The sequence below is a fragment of the Aeromonas sp. S16(2024) genome (genome assembly GCF_041403065.1).
Taxonomy (GTDB): domain Bacteria; phylum Pseudomonadota; class Gammaproteobacteria; order Enterobacterales; family Aeromonadaceae; genus Aeromonas.
Genome location: NZ_JBGLQX010000006.1, coordinates 145,130 through 163,229 on the forward strand (window position 1 = coordinate 145,130; position 18,100 = coordinate 163,229).

The 18,100-nt window shown below is 62.7% G+C and carries 19 protein-coding genes; 4 read left to right on the top strand and 15 right to left on the bottom strand.

The annotated features are described in order from the left end of the window. The 9 genes from hutU to ftsY all read right to left on the bottom strand — a co-directional run bounded on the left by hutU (position 1) and on the right by ftsY (position 10,467). Entirely contained in the window at positions 1-1,704 is a 1,704-nt protein-coding gene (gene hutU, locus ACB030_RS06685; RefSeq protein WP_371158714.1) for a urocanate hydratase, read from the bottom strand. Positions 1,705-1,770: 66 nt separating this feature from the next. Further along, on the bottom strand, positions 1,771-2,709 hold the full coding sequence (gene hutG / locus ACB030_RS06690) for a formimidoylglutamase (protein ID WP_371158715.1): 939 nt from the start codon (positions 2,707-2,709) through the stop codon (positions 1,771-1,773). Further along, a complete protein-coding gene (hutI, locus tag ACB030_RS06695; protein ID WP_371158716.1) occupies positions 2,702-3,937 on the bottom strand; it encodes an imidazolonepropionase in 1,236 nt (411 codons plus the stop codon). Before hutI ends, hutG begins: the two co-directional genes overlap by 8 nt. Positions 3,938-4,092: 155 nt before the next feature. Next, positions 4,093-4,797: a histidine utilization repressor gene (hutC, locus tag ACB030_RS06700; protein ID WP_139439250.1), complete on the bottom strand. Its 705-nt coding sequence runs from the start codon at positions 4,795-4,797 to the stop codon at positions 4,093-4,095. Positions 4,798-4,808: 11 nt separating this feature from the next. Beyond that, positions 4,809-5,468: a carbonate dehydratase gene (gene can, locus ACB030_RS06705; protein ID WP_042076162.1), complete on the bottom strand. Its 660-nt coding sequence runs from the start codon at positions 5,466-5,468 to the stop codon at positions 4,809-4,811. 189 nt (positions 5,469-5,657) lie between these two features. After that, positions 5,658-6,512, bottom strand: a complete 855-nt coding sequence (rpoH, locus tag ACB030_RS06710) for an RNA polymerase sigma factor RpoH (RefSeq protein WP_205642670.1) — start codon at positions 6,510-6,512, stop codon at positions 5,658-5,660. A 453-nt stretch (positions 6,513-6,965) separates the two neighbouring features. Then, positions 6,966-7,919 carry a permease-like cell division protein FtsX gene (gene ftsX / locus ACB030_RS06715; protein ID WP_371158717.1) on the bottom strand — a complete coding sequence of 318 codons (954 nt, stop codon included), beginning with the start codon at positions 7,917-7,919 and terminating at the stop codon, positions 6,966-6,968. Positions 7,920-8,016: 97 nt separating this feature from the next. Continuing rightward, positions 8,017-8,688, bottom strand: coding sequence for a cell division ATP-binding protein FtsE (gene ftsE, locus ACB030_RS06720; RefSeq protein WP_005323433.1), 672 nt, complete (start codon positions 8,686-8,688; stop codon positions 8,017-8,019). 129 nt (positions 8,689-8,817) lie between these two features. Next, positions 8,818-10,467: a signal recognition particle-docking protein FtsY gene (gene ftsY, locus ACB030_RS06725; RefSeq protein ID WP_371158718.1), complete on the bottom strand. Its 1,650-nt coding sequence runs from the start codon at positions 10,465-10,467 to the stop codon at positions 8,818-8,820. Positions 10,468-10,577: 110 nt separating this feature from the next. Here ftsY and rsmD point away from each other — a divergent pair, with 110 nt between their 5' ends. Together rsmD and ACB030_RS06735 are read left to right on the top strand one after the other, a co-directional pair. Then, a complete protein-coding gene (gene rsmD, locus ACB030_RS06730; RefSeq protein WP_371158719.1) occupies positions 10,578-11,207 on the top strand; it encodes a 16S rRNA (guanine(966)-N(2))-methyltransferase RsmD in 630 nt (209 codons plus the stop codon). Between the two features lie 120 nt (positions 11,208-11,327). After that, positions 11,328-11,642, top strand: coding sequence for a DUF1145 domain-containing protein (locus tag ACB030_RS06735; protein ID WP_025325417.1), 315 nt, complete (start codon positions 11,328-11,330; stop codon positions 11,640-11,642). Between the two features lie 37 nt (positions 11,643-11,679). On the opposite strand, the gene ACB030_RS06740 is transcribed toward ACB030_RS06735, so the two are convergent. Together ACB030_RS06740 and fabR are read right to left on the bottom strand one after the other, a co-directional pair. Further along, complete coding sequence (locus ACB030_RS06740; RefSeq protein ID WP_205642674.1) at positions 11,680-12,045, bottom strand: YijD family membrane protein; 366 nt, start codon at positions 12,043-12,045, stop codon at positions 11,680-11,682. A gap of 19 nt (positions 12,046-12,064) precedes the next feature. Beyond that, complete coding sequence (gene fabR / locus ACB030_RS06745; protein WP_025325415.1) at positions 12,065-12,685, bottom strand: HTH-type transcriptional repressor FabR; 621 nt, start codon at positions 12,683-12,685, stop codon at positions 12,065-12,067. A 149-nt stretch (positions 12,686-12,834) separates the two neighbouring features. Here fabR and ACB030_RS06750 point away from each other — a divergent pair, with 149 nt between their 5' ends. After that, positions 12,835-13,953, top strand: a complete 1,119-nt coding sequence (locus tag ACB030_RS06750) for a fatty acid desaturase (RefSeq protein WP_371158720.1) — start codon at positions 12,835-12,837, stop codon at positions 13,951-13,953. 476 nt (positions 13,954-14,429) lie between these two features. Here ACB030_RS06750 and ACB030_RS06755 read toward each other — a convergent pair whose 3' ends face one another. Further along, positions 14,430-15,680, bottom strand: coding sequence for a phospholipase D family protein (locus ACB030_RS06755; protein WP_371158721.1), 1,251 nt, complete (start codon positions 15,678-15,680; stop codon positions 14,430-14,432). Between the two features lie 75 nt (positions 15,681-15,755). On the opposite strand from ACB030_RS06755, the gene ACB030_RS06760 reads away from it, so the two are divergent. Further along, positions 15,756-15,917 carry a hypothetical protein gene (locus ACB030_RS06760; RefSeq protein ID WP_193353982.1) on the top strand — a complete coding sequence of 54 codons (162 nt, stop codon included), beginning with the start codon at positions 15,756-15,758 and terminating at the stop codon, positions 15,915-15,917. 4 nt (positions 15,918-15,921) lie between these two features. Here the strand turns inward: ACB030_RS06760 and ACB030_RS06765 are convergent, their stop codons facing one another. The 3 genes from ACB030_RS06765 to tatA all read right to left on the bottom strand — a co-directional run bounded on the left by ACB030_RS06765 (position 15,922) and on the right by tatA (position 18,085). Next, entirely contained in the window at positions 15,922-17,382 is a 1,461-nt protein-coding gene (locus ACB030_RS06765; RefSeq protein ID WP_371158722.1) for a transglycosylase SLT domain-containing protein, read from the bottom strand. A 224-nt stretch (positions 17,383-17,606) separates the two neighbouring features. Then, positions 17,607-17,909: a YfcZ/YiiS family protein gene (locus tag ACB030_RS06770; protein ID WP_205642679.1), complete on the bottom strand. Its 303-nt coding sequence runs from the start codon at positions 17,907-17,909 to the stop codon at positions 17,607-17,609. Positions 17,910-17,923: 14 nt separating this feature from the next. After that, on the bottom strand, positions 17,924-18,085 hold the full coding sequence (gene tatA, locus ACB030_RS06775; RefSeq protein ID WP_205642680.1) for a twin-arginine translocase TatA/TatE family subunit: 162 nt from the start codon (positions 18,083-18,085) through the stop codon (positions 17,924-17,926). Positions 18,086-18,100 lie beyond the last annotated feature (15 nt).

Genomic DNA, 18,100 nt, shown 5'->3' on the forward strand with positions numbered 1-18,100 from the left:
TTATTTCACCCCTTTGCCGGTAGCGTCGATCATCGGCAGATCCAGTTTCGCCTCATGGGCACAGTTGATGGCAATCTCGTAGCCGGCGTCGGCGTGACGCATCACCCCGGTGGCCGGGTCGTTGCGCAGCACGCGGCCGACCCGCCTGGCGGCGTCATCGGTGCCGTCACAGACGATCACCACGCCGGAGTGCTGGGAGAAGCCCATGCCGACCCCGCCACCGTGGTGCAGGGAGACCCAGGTCGCGCCACCCGCGGTGTTGAGCAGGGCGTTGAGCAGCGGCCAGTCGGAGACGGCGTCGGAGCCGTCCATCATGGATTCGGTCTCGCGGTTCGGGCTCGCTACCGAGCCGGAGTCCAGGTGGTCACGGCCGATGACGACCGGCGCCTTCAGCTCGCCGTTCTTCACCATCTCGTTGAAGGCGAGGCCCAGGCGCACTCTATCCTTGACCCCGACCCAGCAGATCCGCGCCGGCAGGCCCTGGAAGGCGATGCGCTCGCGGGCCATGTCGAGCCAGTTGTGCAGGTGGGGATCGTCCGGGATCAGCTCCTTCACCTTCTGATCGGTCTTGTAGATGTCTTCCGGGTCGCCGGACAGCGCCACCCAGCGGAAGGGACCAATGCCTTCGCAGAACAGCGGGCGTATATAGGCCGGTACGAAGCCGGGGAAGTCGAAGGCGTTTTTCACCCCCTCCTCCAGCGCCATCTGGCGGATGTTATTCCCATAATCGAGCGTGGCGGCGCCACGGGCTTGCAGGGTCAGCATGGCTTCCACCTGACGGGCCATGGAGCGGCGAGCGGCCTGGTTCACCTCCTGGGGCGCAGATTTTTGCAGCTCGCGCCACTTAGGCAAGCTCCACCCTTGCGGCAAGTAGCCATGGATCGGGTCGTGGGCCGAGGTCTGGTCGGTCACCACATCCGGGGTGATGCCACGGGCCACCAGCTCGGCGAACACGTCGGCGGCGTTGCCGAGCAGGCCGACGGAGACGGCGGTGCCGCTCTGCTTGGCCTCCTCGACCATGGCCAGCGCCTCATCCAGGCTATGGGCCTTCTTGTCGACGTAGCGGGTCTTCAAGCGAAAATCGATGCGGGTCTCGTCGCACTCTACGGCGATCATGGAGAAGCCGGCCATGGTGGCGGCCAGGGGCTGAGCGCCGCCCATGCCACCCAGGCCCCCGGTGAGGATCCAGCGCCCCGCAGGCGACCCGTTGAAGTGCTGGTTCGCCACCGCGAAGAAGGTCTCGTAGGTGCCCTGCACTATCCCCTGGGTGCCTATGTAGATCCAGGAGCCGGCGGTCATCTGGCCGTACATCATCAAACCCTTCTTATCGAGTTCGTTGAAGTGCTCCCAGTTGGCCCAGTGGGGCACCAGGTTGGAGTTGGCGATCAGCACCCGGGGCGCGTCCTTGTGGGTCTGGAACACCCCGACCGGCTTGCCGGATTGCACCAGCAGGGTCTGGTCGTCCTCGAGACGGGTCAGCACCTCGACGATCTTGTCGTAGCAGGCCCAGTTGCGGGCGGCGCGGCCGATGCCGCCATAGACCACCAGGGACTGGGGATGCTCGGCCACTTCCGGATCCAGGTTGTTCATCAGCATCCGCAGGGGCGCTTCGGTGAGCCAGCTCTTGGCGGTCAGCTCGGTGCCGCGGGGGGCGCGAATGACCCGGCTCGGGTCGTGACGGGGATCCTGGTGTTGCACAGACATAGACACTCCTTGTTTATCAATGCAGCCGCCATGCGGGGGCACAGTGCCCCCTGGCGAGTCGGCCGACTACTTGGTTAGTTGATGGACCAGCCGGGCGGCCACGCGGGCGCTGCGGTTGTCCAGATCCAGACTCGGGTTGTACTCGGCCAGATCGGCGAGCCTGAGCTTGCCGCTGGCCCGGATATGGGCGATCAGGGGTTCGATGACCGCCAGCTCCACGCCGCGGGCGGCGGGAGCGCTCACTCCCGGCATCACGGCGGCAGGCAGCACGTCGAGATCTATGGTGAGATAGAGGTAATCGCAGCGGGCGATAAAGGCATCCAGCCCGTTCAGAAGCTCGGGCAGTGCGGCCTGGGTCATGGCCTCGTCCAGCACGTGCCAGACTCCCAGTTCATTGGCGCGGGCAAAGAGCGCTTGGGTATTGGCGGTCTCAGCCACCCCGAGGCAGGCGTAATGGAAAGGCGTTCCCTGAGCGGCGCACTGCTCGGCAATCTGGAAGAAGGGGGTGCCCGAGCTCGCCTGCTCCTGCTTCATGCGCAGATCGAAGTGGGCATCGAAGTTGATGATGCCGACCCGGCCCTTGCCACCCAGATGGCGATTGAGGCCACTCCAGCTGCCAAACGCCACCTCGTGGCCGCCCCCCAGTACCAGCGGGAAGTGACCCAGATCCAGCGCACGGGCAACCCGTTCCGCCAGCCGGTCGTGGGCGGCATCGAGATCGCCGTCCTCGCAGGCCAGATCGCCACCGTCATGGACGGGCCGGCCCAGATGCCAGGCGGTGTTGGCGAGCAGCTTGCGTACCGCCAGCGGGGCCGCGACCGCCCCCACGCGCCCCTTGTTGCGGCGCACCCCCTCGTCACAGGCAAAACCGAGCAGCACCACACCGGGCTCGCTGTCGGCTTGCCAGGGCAGAACTTTGTCGTGCCAGCGCAGGGCCAGTTCACCATCTTCCGGATCCTGGCGCCCCTGCCAGACCGACATGTCGGCCATGTTGAGCTTATCCATGGAGCGTCTCCTCGCCATTGACGATACGGCTCACCAGCTGATCGACCCCGATCAGGTAGCTGATCTCGGAGGGATGAGCGCAATTCCAGATCAGAAAATCGGCCAGCATACCCACCCTCAACTGCCCCAGACGCTCCTGCTCGCCGAGCGCCCGGGCGGCGTGGCGGGTCACCCCGGCCATTGCCTCCACCGGCGTCAGGCCGAACAGGGTGCAGGCCATGTTCATGGCCATGCGCAGGGAGACGATGGGGGCCGTGCCCGGGTTGATGTCGGAGGAGACCGCCATGGGCACGCCCGCCTTGCGCAAGGCGGCGACCGGCGGCAGCCTGGTCTCCTTCAGGAAATAGAAGGCGGTAGGCAGCAGGGTGGCGACCACGCCACGGTGGGCCAGCGCCTGGATCCCGTCCTGATCCAGATACTCCAGGTGATCCACCGAGAGGGCACCGAAGTTGGCGGCGAGGGTGCTGCCCCCCAGGTTGGAGAGCTGCTCCATGTGCCCCTTCACCGCGAGATTGTATTGATCCGCCGCCAGATAGACCTGCTCGGTCTGAGCCAGGGAGAAGCCGATGTGCTCGCAGAAGACATCCACCGCATCCGCCAGACCCGCCTCGGCCGCCGCCGGGATGATCTCCTGGCAGATGGTCTCGACCCAGGAGTCGGGATCGTCGCGGTACTCCGGCGGTACCGCATGGGCGGCCAGCAAGGTGGTCTTGACCCGGATGGGCAGTGCCTCCCCCAGCCGGCGGGCGACCCGCAGCATCTTGAGCTCGTCCGCCAGGGTGAGGCCGTAGCCGGACTTGATCTCTACCGTGGTGACCCCCTCCCGGATCAGGGACTTGATCCTCGGTACCGCCAGCTCATAGAGCCGATCCTCGCTGGCGGCCCGGGTGGCCCGCACGGTGGAGAGGATGCCACCCCCCTTGCGGGCGATGTCGCTGTAGGGCACGCCCTGCTGGCGCAGCTCGAACTCCTCGGCCCGGCTGCCGGCAAAGATGAGGTGGGTGTGGCAGTCGATGAGGCCTGGGGTCACCAGCCTGCCCTTCATATCCCGCCAGTGGGCGGGATAGGGCCCCTTGAGATCCTGCATGGGGACCAGGGCGTGGATCCTGCCCTCATGCACGCCGAGGGCATGGGGTTCCAGCAGACCGTAGTCCGCCAGATCGGAGCGCAGGGTGGCGGGTGTCACGTTGAGCCAGACCCGCTCGCAGTTCAACAGTTCCTTGTTCATACCGACCTCAAAATGTATATACAATAATTTATAGCCGATCTCTGACGAGAAAGAAAGGATCAAGTTCACATCTTGATAACAGCGGTTTCATTAGAGTTTAAGCACAAAAAAGCCCACCAAGGGGTGGGCTCTTAAAACAAGATATGTATATACAATTAAGTTAATCGGGTCTTGGAGCTCAGCTTGTAGCGGGAGCCTGGCGAGAGCAGGCGGGCATAGGAGACCAGAAAGCCATCCGACCAGGTGCGGCGATGCAGCAGCAGGCAGGGGGTATCGACCCTTACCTGCAGCAAGCCCGCCTCGCCGGCACTCGGCAGCACCGCCTCCACCACGTGCTCCATCTCGGAGAGGGGGCAGACTTCCATCAGATAGCTGTTCGGCGTCTGCCTCGTGAAGTCCTGCTCGCCATAGCCGGGCAGGCGCTCGGCATCGACGAAACGCTCCTCCAGCTGCAGCGGCTCCCCATCGGCCTGATGGACGATGAGGCTGTGGAAGGTGGGCGCCCCGACCCGCAAACCCAGTCGCACCGCCACCTTCTCGTCGGCGGCCTGGCGCTGCAGCCGGATCACCCGGGCGCTGTACTGGCTGCCCCGCTCGGCTATCTCGTCGGCTATGTTGCGAATGGCCAGCAGCGGCGACTCGGCACGCCTGTCCGCCACGAAGCTGCCGGATCCGGCGGTGCGATTGAGCCAGCCCTCGGCCACCAGTTCACGCAGCGCCTTATTGACCGTCATCCGGCTCACGGCAAACTGCTCGCACAGGGCGGCCTCGGTCGGGATCCTGTCGCCCGCCTGATAGTGGCGTTCGCGGATCCCGTCCAGGATGTGCTGTTTGATCTGCAGATAGAGGGCGGGTGCCACCGATGGGGTCCTCAGCGACGACGGTGAGGCGGACGCATGTCCGGCCAGGCGCGGTAGACGTCCGGGATCTGGTCAGGGCCGCTGATGCAGAGATCGAGATCGTGCAGCAGACCGTCCTTGATGCCGTAGATCCAGCCGTGCACCGCCAGCTCCTGCCCCTTGCGCCAGGCATTCTGGATGATGGTGGTGTGGCAGACGTTGGCGACCTGCTCGGCCACGTTCAGCTCGCACAGGTAGTCGAAGCGCTCGTGCTCATCCTCGATGGCTTCGAGCTCTTCGCCGTACTTGAAGTAGACATCCTTGATGTTGCGCAGCCAATTGTCGATGAGGCCCAGCTCCTGGTTCTGCATCGCCGCCTTGACGCCGCCGCAACCGTAGTGGCCGCAGACGATGATGTGCTTCACCTTGAGCACCTCCACCGCGTATTGCAGCACGGAGAGGCAGTTGAAATCGGTGTGTACCACCAGGTTGGCGACGTTGCGGTGGACGAAGACATCCCCCGGCAGCAGCCCCATCAGCTGGTTGGCGGGAACCCGGCTGTCGGAGCAGCCGATCCAGAGGTACTCGGGCGCCTGCTGGGCGGAGAGGGTAGCGAAGAAATTGGGATCTTCGGCCTTGATCCGTTCCGCCCACTCGCGGTTATTGGTAAACAGGTCGTTCAACAGTTTCACTTCTGCTCTCCCTAACTGTGGCAGTGGCGGCAACATACCATACACAAGGGTAACCAAGGCAAGGCCGACCAGATCCCCGCGAAACAAAAACAGGGCCATCAGGCCCTGTTTTCTACAAGAGAATGCCCTCAGGCATCCATGGCGTCTTTCAGCTTCTTGAGCGCGTTCTTCTCAAGCTGGCGAATGCCCTCAGGCGGCCATCGCATCCTTCAGCTTCTTGAGCGCGTTCTTCTCAAGCTGGCGCACACGCTCGGCGGACACACCGTAGTGGTCGGCCAGCTCCTGCAGGGTGGTCTTGCTCTCCTCATCCAGCCAGCGGGCGCGGATGATGTGCTGGCTGCGATCATCCAGGGTGGCCATGGCCGCGCTCAGGCGACGAGTGGCGTGGCTATCCCAGTTGTCGTTCTCTATGGTGGCGGCCAGATCGGAAGACTTGTCTTCCAGATAATGGACGGGGGCGAAGCCGCCTTCATCCTCATCGTCACCGACCAGATCGAAGGCCTGATCGTAGTTGCTCATGCGCGCTTCCATCTCGGTGACGTCGGCGGCAGAGACGCCGAGGTCGGCGGCCACGGCCTGCACCTCTTCGTGGTTCAGCCAGCCAAGACGCTTCTTGGACTTGCGCAGGTTGAAGAACAGCTTGCGCTGGGCCTTGGTGGTGGCCACCTTGACCATGCGCCAGTTGCGCAGCACATATTCGTGGATCTCGGCCTTGATCCAGTGCACGGCGAAGGAGACCAGACGCACGCCCACGCTCGGGTCGAAGCGCTTGACCGCCTTCATCAGGCCGATATTGCCTTCCTGCACCAGATCGGCCTGAGGCAGGCCATAGCCGGAGTAGCTCTTGGCCACGTGAACGACAAAACGCAGATGCGACATGACCAGCTGACGGGCAGCCTCGAGATCGCCACCCTGCTGCAAACGCATCGCCAGTTCACGCTCTTCCTCCGCGCTCAGCACGGGGATCGAGTTGACGGCTTGGATATAGCCTTCCAGACTACCTTGCGGAATCAGAGCCATAGTGCGTTGCAATGAAGTTCCCATGTTCTACCTCTTACTTTTCAATCGAATCAGTCTAACACCCTGAGAGGGCCTGTCTACTGACCGGGGGTCATTCTGCGGCCCACATTAAACATCGGCCCCAGCGTGAACCCGGGCTATCTTAGGCTGACGGGATGAATCATAAATGAACGGTCAAAAAAAAGGGGTCACAGTGAAGGACCCCCGAAAAGTAGCATGCTAAGTCCATTGTTGCGGAGCTCGCAACCTTCACATGCTTGCCAAGTCAGACGAGCAAGGCAGAGGGGCCACACCCGTATACATTCTGTTGCACTGTATAGACTGTTTATAAATCAAAAGGTTCACAGGATCCAAATATGATCCTTGGTACAGGCCTCATTCAGATTACTCTGAGAAAGTGGCCCTTGCCAGAAACGGGCCACTCTTTTACTTGATCCAGTTCGCAAAATCCAGCGCTTTGCACTGCTGGCAAATCAATCAAGAAGGTTCTATGTCGCGAATGTGTCTGTGCACCGAGAACCAGGACGCAATCAGCCCCAGCAGAGCACCAAGCAGTATGAGGTTGAAGCCGTCGAACGCCCCCATCCCCACCAGCCGGAAGCTGCTGTTGTAGAGCCCCGCCAGCTCCTTCACCACCCCCTCGCTCCAGATCACCATGACTTCGGTCAGCCACCAGGCCAGCATGCCGCCGATGACCCCGAACCAGATGCCGGTGTAGAGAAAAGGACGGTGAATGAAGGCGTCGGTCGCCCCTACCAGCTTGAGCACTTCGATCTCGGAGCGCTGATTGAGGATATTGAGGCGCAGGGTGTTGCCGACGATCAGCAGCACGGCGGAGAGCAGCAGCACCGCAATGCCGGTGATGGTGTGACGCAGCAGGTTCATGATCCCCTGCAGCCGGGTCAGCCACTGCAGATCCAGCTTGCCCTGCTCGATGCCGGGCTCATTCTCCAGCTTGGCGAGCAGTTCGGCGGCCCCTTCCGGATTCTGCCAGCGCGGATCCGGGATCACGCTCAGCACCGGCGGCAGCGGGTTGCTGTCGAGATAATCGAGGGCATCACCGAAGCCTGAGATCTCGCGAAACTCCTTGAGCGCCTCGTCCCGGTTCATGTAGGTGACCGACTCCACCTCGGGATAGAGCAGGATCCGCTGCTTCATGTCGAGGATGCTCTGCTCCGGCAGATCCTTGCGCAGATAGAGGGAGATCTGGGAACTGGTCTGCCAGCTCCCTTCCACCACTTCGGCGTTTTTCAGCAGCACGTGGAAGCAGGAGGGCAGCGCCAGGCTGACCCCGAGCACCGCCAGCGTCATCAGGGAGGCAAGCGGATTGCGCCACAGCTCTCCCAGACTGGCAAAGGCCTGACGCACGTGGTCCACACCGTACATCATCAGACGGCGCAGCGGCGGCTGTTTGTGACGAACAATAGCCATCAGAACTCCCCCCCGTGTCGAATATCGGCGACCTGATCCATCCGAGTGACCATCATCAGAGGGCACAGAGGGGGCTGTTTATGACGAACGATGGCCATCAGCTCTCCTCCTGCTCTTGGGAATACATGCGCCCCGCCTTCAGGGTCAGGGTACGATAGCGCATGCGGGCGATCAGCCCCAGATCGTGGGTGGCAATCAGCACCGAGACCCCGAAGCGGTTGAACTCCTCGAACAATCGCATGATGTCCATGGAGAGCTGGGGATCCAGGTTGCCGGTCGGCTCATCCGCCAGCAACAGGGGCGGCTTGTTGACGATGGCGCGAGCGATGCCGACCCGCTGCTGCTCACCACCGGAGAGCATGCGCGGCTGGTAACGCTCCTTGCCGAGCAGCCCCACCTTGTCCAGCGCCGCTGCCACCCGCTTGTTGATATCGGCATGGCTGTAGCCATCGATCACCAGTGGCAGGGCCACGTTGTCGAACACGGTTCTGTCCATCAGCAGCCGGTGATCCTGGAAGATCATCCCGATCTGGCGACGCACATAGGGGATCTGGCTGCGCTGGATATGGCTGACGTCATCGCCATGGAAGAAGACGCGACCATCGGTCGGCCGCTCCATCACGCTGATGAGCTTCAAGAGGGTACTCTTGCCCGCCCCCGAGTGGCCGGTCAGGAAGGCCATCTCCCCCTTGCGCAGGTGGAAGCTGACCTTCTGCAGCGCCTGATGGCCACCGCTGTATACCTTGCTGACCTTGTCAAAACGGATCATAACGACTCCCTGACATTGACAAGCCCCGACCTGAGTCGGGGCATGTATTGAGACACATCTCGCGAACGCCCGATTACGCCGCGACGCGGCTAATCGAACCTACGGAATGCCTTCACTCAAGTGACTGGCTTACTCATCGCGACTGAAGAGCGCCTCGATAAAGTCGTTGGCGACGAAGGGACGCAGATCGTCGATCCCCTCGCCCACCCCGATGTAGCGGATCGGGATCTGGAACTTGTCTGCCACCGCGAAGATGATGCCCCCCTTGGCAGTCCCGTCCAGCTTGGTGAGGGTGATGCCGGTCAGGCCCACCGCCTCGCTGAACAGCTTGGCCTGGCTCAGGGCGTTCTGGCCTGTGCCCGCATCCAGGGTCAGCATGACCTCATGGGGCGCCTCTTCATCCAGCTTCTTCATCACCCGCACCACCTTCTTGAGCTCTTCCATCAGGTTGCTCTTGTTCTGCAGGCGGCCGGCGGTGTCGGCGATCAGCACATCGGCCCCGCGGGAGCGGGCGGCCTCGATGGCGTCATAGATGACGGAGGCGGAGTCGGCCCCTGTGTGCTGGGCGATCACGGGGATGTTGTTGCGCTGACCCCATACCTGCAACTGCTCGACCGCGGCGGCACGGAAGGTATCACCCGCCGCCAGCATGACGCTCTTGCCTTCGGCCTGGAATTGCTTGGCCATCTTGCCGATGGTGGTGGTCTTGCCGACGCCGTTCACGCCGACCATCAGGATCACATAGGGTTTCTTGCTGGTGTCGATCACCAGCGGCTGCTCGACCTTGGTCAGCATCTCGCCCATGTCCTGCTTGAGCAGGCCGTAGAGCGCCTCGGCATCCTTGAGCTGCTTGCGATCCGCGTGCTGCACCAGGCCTTCGATGATACGAGTGGTGGTATCCACGCCGAGATCGGCGGTCAGCAGCTGGGTCTCCAGCTCCTCGAACAGCTCGTCATCGATCTTCTTGCCACGGAACAGGCCGAAGAAGCCCGAGCCGATATTCTCCTTGGTACGCACCAGGCTGCGCTTGAGGCGGGCAAAGAAGCCCTCCCGCTGCGGCTTGTCCTGGGTGTCGTCGTCCACCTTGGCTGCCAGTGGCAGGGCGGCCAGCGCGGCGGCTTCAGCCTCCATCTCGGCTACCAGGCGCAGATCTTCCGCTCGCTGGGCCTCTTTGGCGATACGCGCCTCTTCAGCAGCCTGGGTTTCAGCGGCAATGCGAGCTGCTTCGATAGCCTCTGCCTCGGCAGCAATACGGGCAGCTTCCGCAGCACGGGCTTCGGCAGCAACACGAGCCTCTTCCACTGCACGGGCCTCGGCGGCAAGACGGGCTTCTTCTGCGGCGCGAGCCTCGGCGGTAACGCGTGCGGCTTCGGCAGCCTGCGCCTCGGCGGCAACACGGGCGGCCTCCGCGGCTTGTGCCTCGACGGCAACACGGGCAGCTTCGGCAGCCTGTGCTTCGGCGGCAATGCGGGCTGCCTCGATAGCCTGTGCGTCGGCGGCCTCTGCCTCGGCGGTGATCAGCGCCTCATTGACGATGACGGGCTCGAGTTCGGAGGCAGGTTCCTCCACCACCAGGGGGCCTTCATCAGGGGTCGCCAGGGGCGCCTCGTGAGGTACAACAGGGGCCTCGGTCAGGGAAACATCAGCGACGGGAGCGGGGGCAACGGTGGCCTCGGACTCGGCGACAGCCGGGGTGGCGACAGGGGCCTGTGATTGGACGGCCTCAGCCTCTTCTTTCTTGCGGCCGAAACCCAGCCAGGAAAACAAACCTTTTGCCATCTAAAAATACTCACATCAAAGGCTGACTGCTAAGATAGCCGTCCCTCGGCGGGTCGGCATAAAAATGAACCGCCTTATACTACCACTTTATTTTCTGACGACGAAACGCGATGCCCAGAGTGAAATCCAGCCGTAACAGCCCGAGCAAGAGCCCAGCCCCCCAGGGGCGAGCGGGCGTGGTAAGAATCATCAGCGGCCAGTGGAAGGGCCGCAAACTGCCGGTCAGGGATGTGGACGGACTCAGACCCACCACGGATCGCGTCAAGGAGACCATCTTCAACTGGCTGGCCCCCCATGTCCGCGGTGCCCGCTGCCTCGATCTCTTTGCCGGCAGCGGCGGCCTGGGGCTGGAGGCGCTGTCGCGCTACGCCGAGCAGGTGACCCTGGTCGAGATGGACAAGGGCGCCGCCGATCAGCTCAAGAAAAACCTGCTCACCCTGGGTTCAAGCCAGGGACAGGTGATCCAAGCCGATGCGGTAAGCTGGCTGCAAGGCCCGGCAACCCCCTTCGATCTGGTGTTCCTGGATCCGCCGTTTCGCCGTGAACTACTGCCCCAGGTGTGCGATCTGCTGGAGCAGCGCGGCTGGCTGGCGCCGGATGCCCTCATCTATCTTGAACGGGAAAAGGAGATGAGCGATCTCCCCCTGCCTGCCAGCTGGCAACAGCTCAAGGACAAGCAGGCAGGTCAGGTCTGCTACCAGCTCTATCTGCGGGACAGCAAGGATGACGCTGCGGTTTAAATGCCAGGCGGGAGGGGAATTGAACGATTGCCACTCCCTGCCAACTTGGACAACAGCAACGACTCAAGGACAAGCAGACCGGTCGGGTCTGCTCTCAACTCTATGTACGGGAGATAAGCGATGAAGCGGGTGTTTAATCTATTGGCGATGGGCGTGCTGTTGTTCTTCTGGCTCGGCGTGGTGCTCGCCCTGCTGGGTACACTGCCGGGCAAACTGAACGGTTTTCTGCCGGTCTGCGGCGTCATAGTGATACTGATGCACTGGGTGCAGGCCAGCATGATCAAGGCCGCCTGCAAGCCCTATTTTGCCATCACCCGCCTCGAGTTCACCCAGGTGCTGATCTTCGGGGTGTTCGGCATGATGGAGATCCGCGCCAAGCTGCAGGCCATCATAGACGCCAGGCAGAGGGGAGAAACCCCGCCCCGGGCCGACTGACCCGAGACCGCCAGATCGACCCCGAAGGAGTGATGCGTCACTCCTTCACTTTTTTCCCCAGGCTGATGCCGAGCTTGATGGAGAGCACGGCGAGCAGCAGCAGCATGGCGATCAGGGAGAAGAAGTTGCTGCCAAGCTCGGGGTACTGCACCTTGAGCAGCGCCGTATGCCCGAACACCCCGATGAAGAAGCAGAGCAGGATGCAGCTGGGGGTGTTGCCGACCATGGGCTCGTGGCGATAGTGCTGATAGAGCTGGTAGGCCGCCAGCAGCAGGGCAATCAGGGGGAAGAAGGAGAAGGGCACGACCGACTCGGTCAACACCGACAGGAAGGCATCACCGCAGATGCCGATGAGCAGGGCCAGCAACAGGGGCTTCTTCGGGATCGCGTTCGATTCATGCATGGGACTGTCCATCCTTGACTTAAGAGAGAGATTCGCGGCGCTTGCGGTTCTGCACCTCGGCGCCCATGGCGATCATCCGCAGCTGGCTGATGGTGCGCTCCGACAGGGCCCGGCACTCTTCGGGGGTCATGTCGAGGGCATCGGCACCGGCGCTGAAGACGATGGTGACCATGGCTTCGGCCTGGATGTAGGCCTCTTCCCGTGGCGCCTGCGTGGTCGCCTCCAGATAATCGGTCAGCTCGGCGATGAAGTGCTGGATCTCGCGGGCCACCGCCTGACGGAAGGCCGCCGAGGTGCCGGAGCGCTCGCGCAGCAGCAGCCGGAAGATGTTCGGGTTGTTTTCGACGAATTCCATGAAGGTCTGCACCGAGGTGCTGATGACGCTGCCACCACCGGCGATACGCTGACGCGCCTGGCGCATCAGCTGGCGCAGGGTCAGGCCGCCCTCGTCCACCAGGGTCAGCCCCAGCTCTTCCATGTCGCGAAAATGACGGTAGAAGGAGGTCGGCGCTATGCCCGCCTCCCTGGCCACTTCCCGCAGGCTGAGGTTGGAGAAGCTGCGGTTGGCACAGAGTTGACTGAACGCCGCTTCGATCAGCGTACGCCGGGTCTTTTCTTTTTGTTGCGCGCGAATACCCACGAAAACAGTCACCTTGCGATTAGCGAGGCCAGATGATAACCCGAAGGCGGGGCCTGGATCAGGTTTGTCTCCGACTTTTTTACCATTGACCCGCATTCCGGCTCAATGGAGAATAGTGGACAGCTGTTCGCTGAATGGAGCCGAGTGAAATGGACCGCCCCCCGATCATCATGACCAACACCCTGCTGTTCACCCTCTCCGGGCTGACGGCACTGATTGCGGTACCCTGGTACGGCCTGACCCATGGCTATGACCTCTGGCAGTGGGGCAGCTTCCTGCTGCTGTTCTGCTACTGCGGCATCTCCATCACCGCCGGTTATCACCGACTCTGGTCGCACAAGGCCTACAAGGCACACCCCGCCCTGCAATGGATCTTCGCCATAGGCGGTGCCCTCGCCCTGCAAAACTCGGCCCTGCACTGGTCGTCCGATCACCGCCGTCACCACCGCCACGTGGATGACAACCAGAAGGATCCCTACAGCGCGGGCCGCGGCTTCTGGTACTCCCACATCGGCTGGATGCTGCGGGAATACCAGCGCGAGATCTACCACGACTACAGCAATGTGCGGGATCTGCAGAACAATGCCATCGTCGCCTTCCAGCACAAGCACTATCTGGCATTGACCCTGGCCACCAACATCGGCATCCCGCTGCTGCTCGGCCTGATCCACGGGGATCTGCTTGGCATGCTGCTGCTCGCCGGGGTGCTGCGCATGGTGATGACCCACCACACCACCTTCTTCATCAACTCCCTTGCCCACATCTGGGGCAGCCAGCCCTTCACCGATCGCAACAGTGCACGGGACAACGGCATCCTGGCCTTCTTCACCTTTGGCGAGGGGTACCACAACTTCCATCACCTGTTCGAAAACGACTACCGCAACGGCATCCGCTGGTGGCAGTTCGACCCCACCAAGTGGCTGATCCGCACTGCCGCCTGGTGTGGGCTGGCCGGGGATCTCAGATCCTGTCCTGAGGAGCGGATCGAGCAGGCCAGGCTGGAGATGCAGCTCAAACGCGCCCAGGCCAGGCTGCGCAAGGCAGAGGACAGGGAGCTGTGGCAGGCGCTGCTGCAGGAGGAGTACGACAAGCTGAGCCTGCAGATCCAGCACTACTACGCCAGCCGCAAGCAGTTGCTGGAGCAGCGCAAGCGCAAGGCGCTGGCGCGCTACGACAGGCTCAAGCTGCAGCTGGAGTATCGCAACCTGAGGGATGGCTTCCTCGTTGCCAAGCGCAACTGGAGTCGCCTGCTGGCGGGCATCGCCTGAGGGGAGTGACCGCCAACACCCATTGCCCAAGACCGCCCGCTGGCGGTCTTTTCATGGGCGTCTGGCGATGCCTTGGCATAAAAAAATGGGGCGACATTCGCATGTCACCCCCTCGCAAATAGCATGTTCCATATTGGGATCCGGCAATAACGGTGCTGATCCGCGTCACGGGTTTCCGCTCCCGATCCGCATCGCCAGCCAGAACACGCTGGCCGACCCATCCCCTTGCTGCCTTCACCCACACGGCAGACCAGCCGCCGTGTTTGTCCTTGCAACCGAAATACTACGCAGTTAAATAAAATAAAAAACCGTTATATGCGGCCCTGTATGCAAGCGAGGGCGCTGCATCAGGTTGCACCTGTCGACATAAAGTGATTAAAAACAATACGATAAAATCTCAATCCGGCTTTGGATGGCAAACGTTATCCTCGAAGGCGCACAAGGCTTTGCGAGATCTCGCACAAGCAGGGCCCCATTCACAGCCAGGGGCGCAGCGGCAGCCAGTCGCTCAGTCGCGCCAGCAGACGCCGCAGCGTCGAGGGCGCCACCACGGGATGGACCGCCGCCCGTTGCCAGCCGCAGAGCCAGTGCCGCAGCTCGGCACAGAGCGCCGGACAGCTCAGGTGCAGCATCAGCTCGGTGTTGAGCATCAGGGAGCGGGGATCCAGATTGAAGCTGCCGAGCAGGGCCTCCTCCTCCCCCATCAGGATCAGCTTGGCGTGCAGGCTCTGCGCCTCATCCGACAGTTCGGACAGCACTATGCCCTGCCGCTCCAGCCAGGGGCGGTGGCGCCGATAGGCACCATACACCAGGGGCACATCCGTGCTGGCCAGGGAGTTGGTCAGGATCTCGATGCCGACCCCCGCCTGACGCTGCCGCTTGAGATGGCGGCGCAGGCTTCGGGTCAGGATCAGGTAAGGACTCACCAACCGCAGCGCACCCCGGTTGCCCGCCAGCTTGCGCCCCAGCCGGGGCGCCGTGGTCGGCCGGGAGATAAGCCCCTTGCCGGGCCTGTCAAACCAGCACTCTCCGGCCCCCGGATGCCAACGCAGAGGGAGAGGCGCTTCATCAAACAGGCTGGCGGGCAGATCGTAAACCAAGGCCACCGCCGGGTCGGTCAGGGTCAGCAGGAAGTCGTTCACCACGCGGATCTCGGCGGGCAGCAGGGGGCGCCGCAACAGGCGCCGGATGGGGTGGCTCCAGCGACTGCGCCAGAACAGCTCGAAGCCCTGCTCGGCCTGGCGGCAGAGGGGGCCGCGGCAGATCAGATCCAGATCGACGAAGTGAGGGGGCGCCCCCAGCCCGAAGTAAGGATCGCCGATGTTGCGCCCCCCGATCACCGCCTCGTGGCCATCCACCAGCAGCAGCTTGTTGTGCATGCGGTGGTTGATGCGGCGAAAGCTGAGCAGGCCTTCCAGCAGCAGGGTCAGGGGGCGCCAGCCCCTGAGCCAGAACGGGTTGAACAGCCGCACCTCGATGCCAGGCTCTGCCGCCACCACCTCCAGGAATCGGTTGTCGCCGGCATAGAGATCGTCGATGAGCAGCTGGACCCGGACCCCGCGCCGCGCCGCATGGAGCAACTCGGACAGCAGCAGCTTGCCGCTGCTGTCCTCCTCCCAGCTGTAATACTGGGCCTGGATCCGGCTGCGGGCGCCGCGGATCAGCTGACAGCGCGCCTTGAGGGCGGCGCCGGGATCGTCGAGCAGGGCAAATTCGGCGGGGATCAAGGGTCATCTCCTTGTCATGAGACGGTGGCATAACCCAGACAACAGCCCCGATTGCAGCGTGTCAAGGAGTCGATGATGGAAGTGCGCGACCACCCCTACCTCAGCCAGCGACCACAAGCCAGTCAGCCGGATCCCACTCCCGCCAGACTGCTGACCCCCTGGTACCAACAGCACAGGGATCAGGGCTGGGAGGCCTTTCCCTTTACCCCAGAGGATGGCCTGCCCGACCGGCACTGAGCACTCAGGGCTGCGCCGCCTCCATGGCCTCTGTCTTGCCCTCCAGCTGGGGCAGGCTGAAGCGGTAGGCCACGTAGTATTTGTAGATGGTGCCGACGTAGTTGATGGGACCCTGGCCGACCTCGTTGGCCACCAGCTGCTCCACGTTGCCAAACCAGAGGTTCGGATCCAGCCCCCTCTCCCTGGCCTTGGCCTGCAGCGCCTGCACCCGGTTCGGGCCTGCATTGTAGGCCGCCAGGGCGAACAGGTGACGGTTGAGCTTGTCCATCCCGGGATCGTTGAAGTAGGTATCGAGAATGAGCCGCATGTAACGACAGGCCGCCTCGACATTGCCTTCCAGGCTGGTGAGCCGGGCGCCACGGATCCCCACCTCGCCCCCGGTGCTCGGCAGCAGCTGCATGATGCCGACAGCCCCGCGGTGGGAGCGGACATTGGTATTGAGCCCCGACTCCTTGTAGGCCAGCGCCGCCAGCATCAGCCAGTCCAGCTCATATTTGTCGGCCTGGGTTTCCAGCACCTTGCGGATGGTCGACAACCGCCCCAGGGGGTCCGGCGCCAGTATGTTGCTCATCTTGTCACTCTGGGCCAGCAGACGACGCAGTGTCATGTCGCTGTAGAGGGTGCGTTTGCTCGACTCCGAGATATAGGCATTCACCGCCTTGAGCAGCTCGGGGCTGTTGTTGCGCAGCGCCCAGGCGCTGCGCCCCTTGTCCCGCAGCGGGATCAGCTTGTGGGCCTTGAGGCCCCCTATCATGTCGAGCCAGATCCGCCCCTTGAAGCTGTCGGTGACGGTCAGCGGTATGATGCCGGCCGCCACCATCTCCAGCAGATCCCCGTCCTGCAGGTACTCGGGTACTGTCTCTATGTAGACGGGGGGCAGCCCCAGCTCGCGGAACAGCCAGTTGAGCTGACGCAGGCTCTCGTAATAGCTGGAGCTGGCCCGCACCCAGATCCGCCGACCAGACAACTGGGTGATGCGGTTGAAGCCCGTCAGCTCCCGCTGGCTCACCACCCACTCCTCGATGGGCGAGATGAGCGGCTGGGAGAAGGTAACCTGCTCGCGCCGGGTCGGCGTCACCGTCAGGTTGGCCGCCACCAGATCCCCCCGCCCCTCGGTGAGGTAGTCCAGCAGCTTGTCCTGACGCACCGGGATATAGATGATCTTGAGCTTGAGCTTCTCCTTGGGAAGATAGGTCTGGTTCAGCCAGCGCTCGAAGCCTTGCAGTTGATTGACCAGGATGCCGTACTGGGCCCCTTTGTCGAAGAAGAAGAAGCCCCGTTCATAGACCACCAGGGCCCTGAGCTCTTTCTGTTGCAGTATGTGTTCGAGATCCCCGGGTTGGGGCAGGAGTTTGGGTTTGACGTCCGCGGCACGCGAAGGGGCATCACCAGGCTGGGAACCGGGATCCGCCGCCAGCAGAGGGAGAGAACAGAGGACCAGCAGGGCCCAAAGCCATCGCATCATGATGTAACCACCTTCTGTTGGTCGACTCGAGCCGGATGATTGCCCGGCAGGGCAAGGCCTGGAACCCATGACAGAGTGCCATCGCGGCATCAGGGCAGTCGGAGCCACTGGTGCCGGACTGAAACCGGCTCGTCCGTGGGATAACTCACTATACAACGCAAAGAGAGGGAAAAGGCGAGGGGCAAAGCAATACGGCAGGCAAGCCTGCCGTCTCATCAGGGGGCTCAGATAGAGCGGGCACGCATCTCGAAAATCAGCTTCTCGGCGGTGCAGGTGAATTGCAGGCGGGCCTTCAGGATCACGCCGTCGGCGCCCTGGGTCAGTTCGCTGTCGATCACGGCTTCGGCGGTCACCTGCTTGGCCAGCGCCTCATAGGCTGCCAGCTTGGCACGGGCATCGGCTTCTGCCGCGGCCTCGATCACCAGCTCCATCACATCGTCGCCTTCACCTATGATGGTACCGATCTCGGCGTAGCAGCCGCAGCTGTCGCAGGTTTCATTCAATTCCACTTTTTCGTCTACAGACATACTTCCACTCCTACTCATTTCGGATGTACTTCATCGTCACGCAAGGCTTTACGAAAATCCCTGATGGCGGTGCCCAGATCCTCACCGGTGCCGGCCAGGCGTTTGCTGCCAAACACCACGACGACGACCACCAGCAGGATCAACAGATGCCAGATATGAATTCCACCAAGTCCCATAGGGATATCCCTGAT

Excerpts from the sequence above, each read along its gene's own strand:
- hutU (WP_371158714.1), bottom strand. The coding sequence starts at position 1,704 with ATGTCTGTGCAACACCAGGATCCCCGTCACGACCCGAGCCGGGTCATT.
- hutG (WP_371158715.1), bottom strand. The coding sequence starts at position 2,709 with ATGGATAAGCTCAACATGGCCGACATGTCGGTCTGGCAGGGGCGCCAG.
- hutI (WP_371158716.1), bottom strand. The coding sequence starts at position 3,937 with ATGAACAAGGAACTGTTGAACTGCGAGCGGGTCTGGCTCAACGTGACA.
- rpoH (WP_205642670.1), bottom strand. The coding sequence starts at position 6,512 with ATGGGAACTTCATTGCAACGCACTATGGCTCTGATTCCGCAAGGTAGT.
- ftsX (WP_371158717.1), bottom strand. The coding sequence starts at position 7,919 with ATGGCTATTGTTCGTCACAAACAGCCGCCGCTGCGCCGTCTGATGATG.
- ftsE (WP_005323433.1), bottom strand. The coding sequence starts at position 8,688 with ATGATCCGTTTTGACAAGGTCAGCAAGGTATACAGCGGTGGCCATCAG.
- ftsY (WP_371158718.1), bottom strand. The coding sequence starts at position 10,467 with ATGGCAAAAGGTTTGTTTTCCTGGCTGGGTTTCGGCCGCAAGAAAGAA.
- rsmD (WP_371158719.1), top strand. The coding sequence starts at position 10,578 with ATGCCCAGAGTGAAATCCAGCCGTAACAGCCCGAGCAAGAGCCCAGCC.
- ACB030_RS06735 (WP_025325417.1), top strand. The coding sequence starts at position 11,328 with ATGAAGCGGGTGTTTAATCTATTGGCGATGGGCGTGCTGTTGTTCTTC.
- ACB030_RS06740 (WP_205642674.1), bottom strand. The coding sequence starts at position 12,045 with ATGCATGAATCGAACGCGATCCCGAAGAAGCCCCTGTTGCTGGCCCTG.
- ACB030_RS06750 (WP_371158720.1), top strand. The coding sequence starts at position 12,835 with ATGGACCGCCCCCCGATCATCATGACCAACACCCTGCTGTTCACCCTC.
- ACB030_RS06760 (WP_193353982.1), top strand. The coding sequence starts at position 15,756 with ATGGAAGTGCGCGACCACCCCTACCTCAGCCAGCGACCACAAGCCAGT.
- ACB030_RS06765 (WP_371158722.1), bottom strand. The coding sequence starts at position 17,382 with ATGATGCGATGGCTTTGGGCCCTGCTGGTCCTCTGTTCTCTCCCTCTG.
- ACB030_RS06770 (WP_205642679.1), bottom strand. The coding sequence starts at position 17,909 with ATGTCTGTAGACGAAAAAGTGGAATTGAATGAAACCTGCGACAGCTGC.
- tatA (WP_205642680.1), bottom strand. The coding sequence starts at position 18,085 with ATGGGACTTGGTGGAATTCATATCTGGCATCTGTTGATCCTGCTGGTG.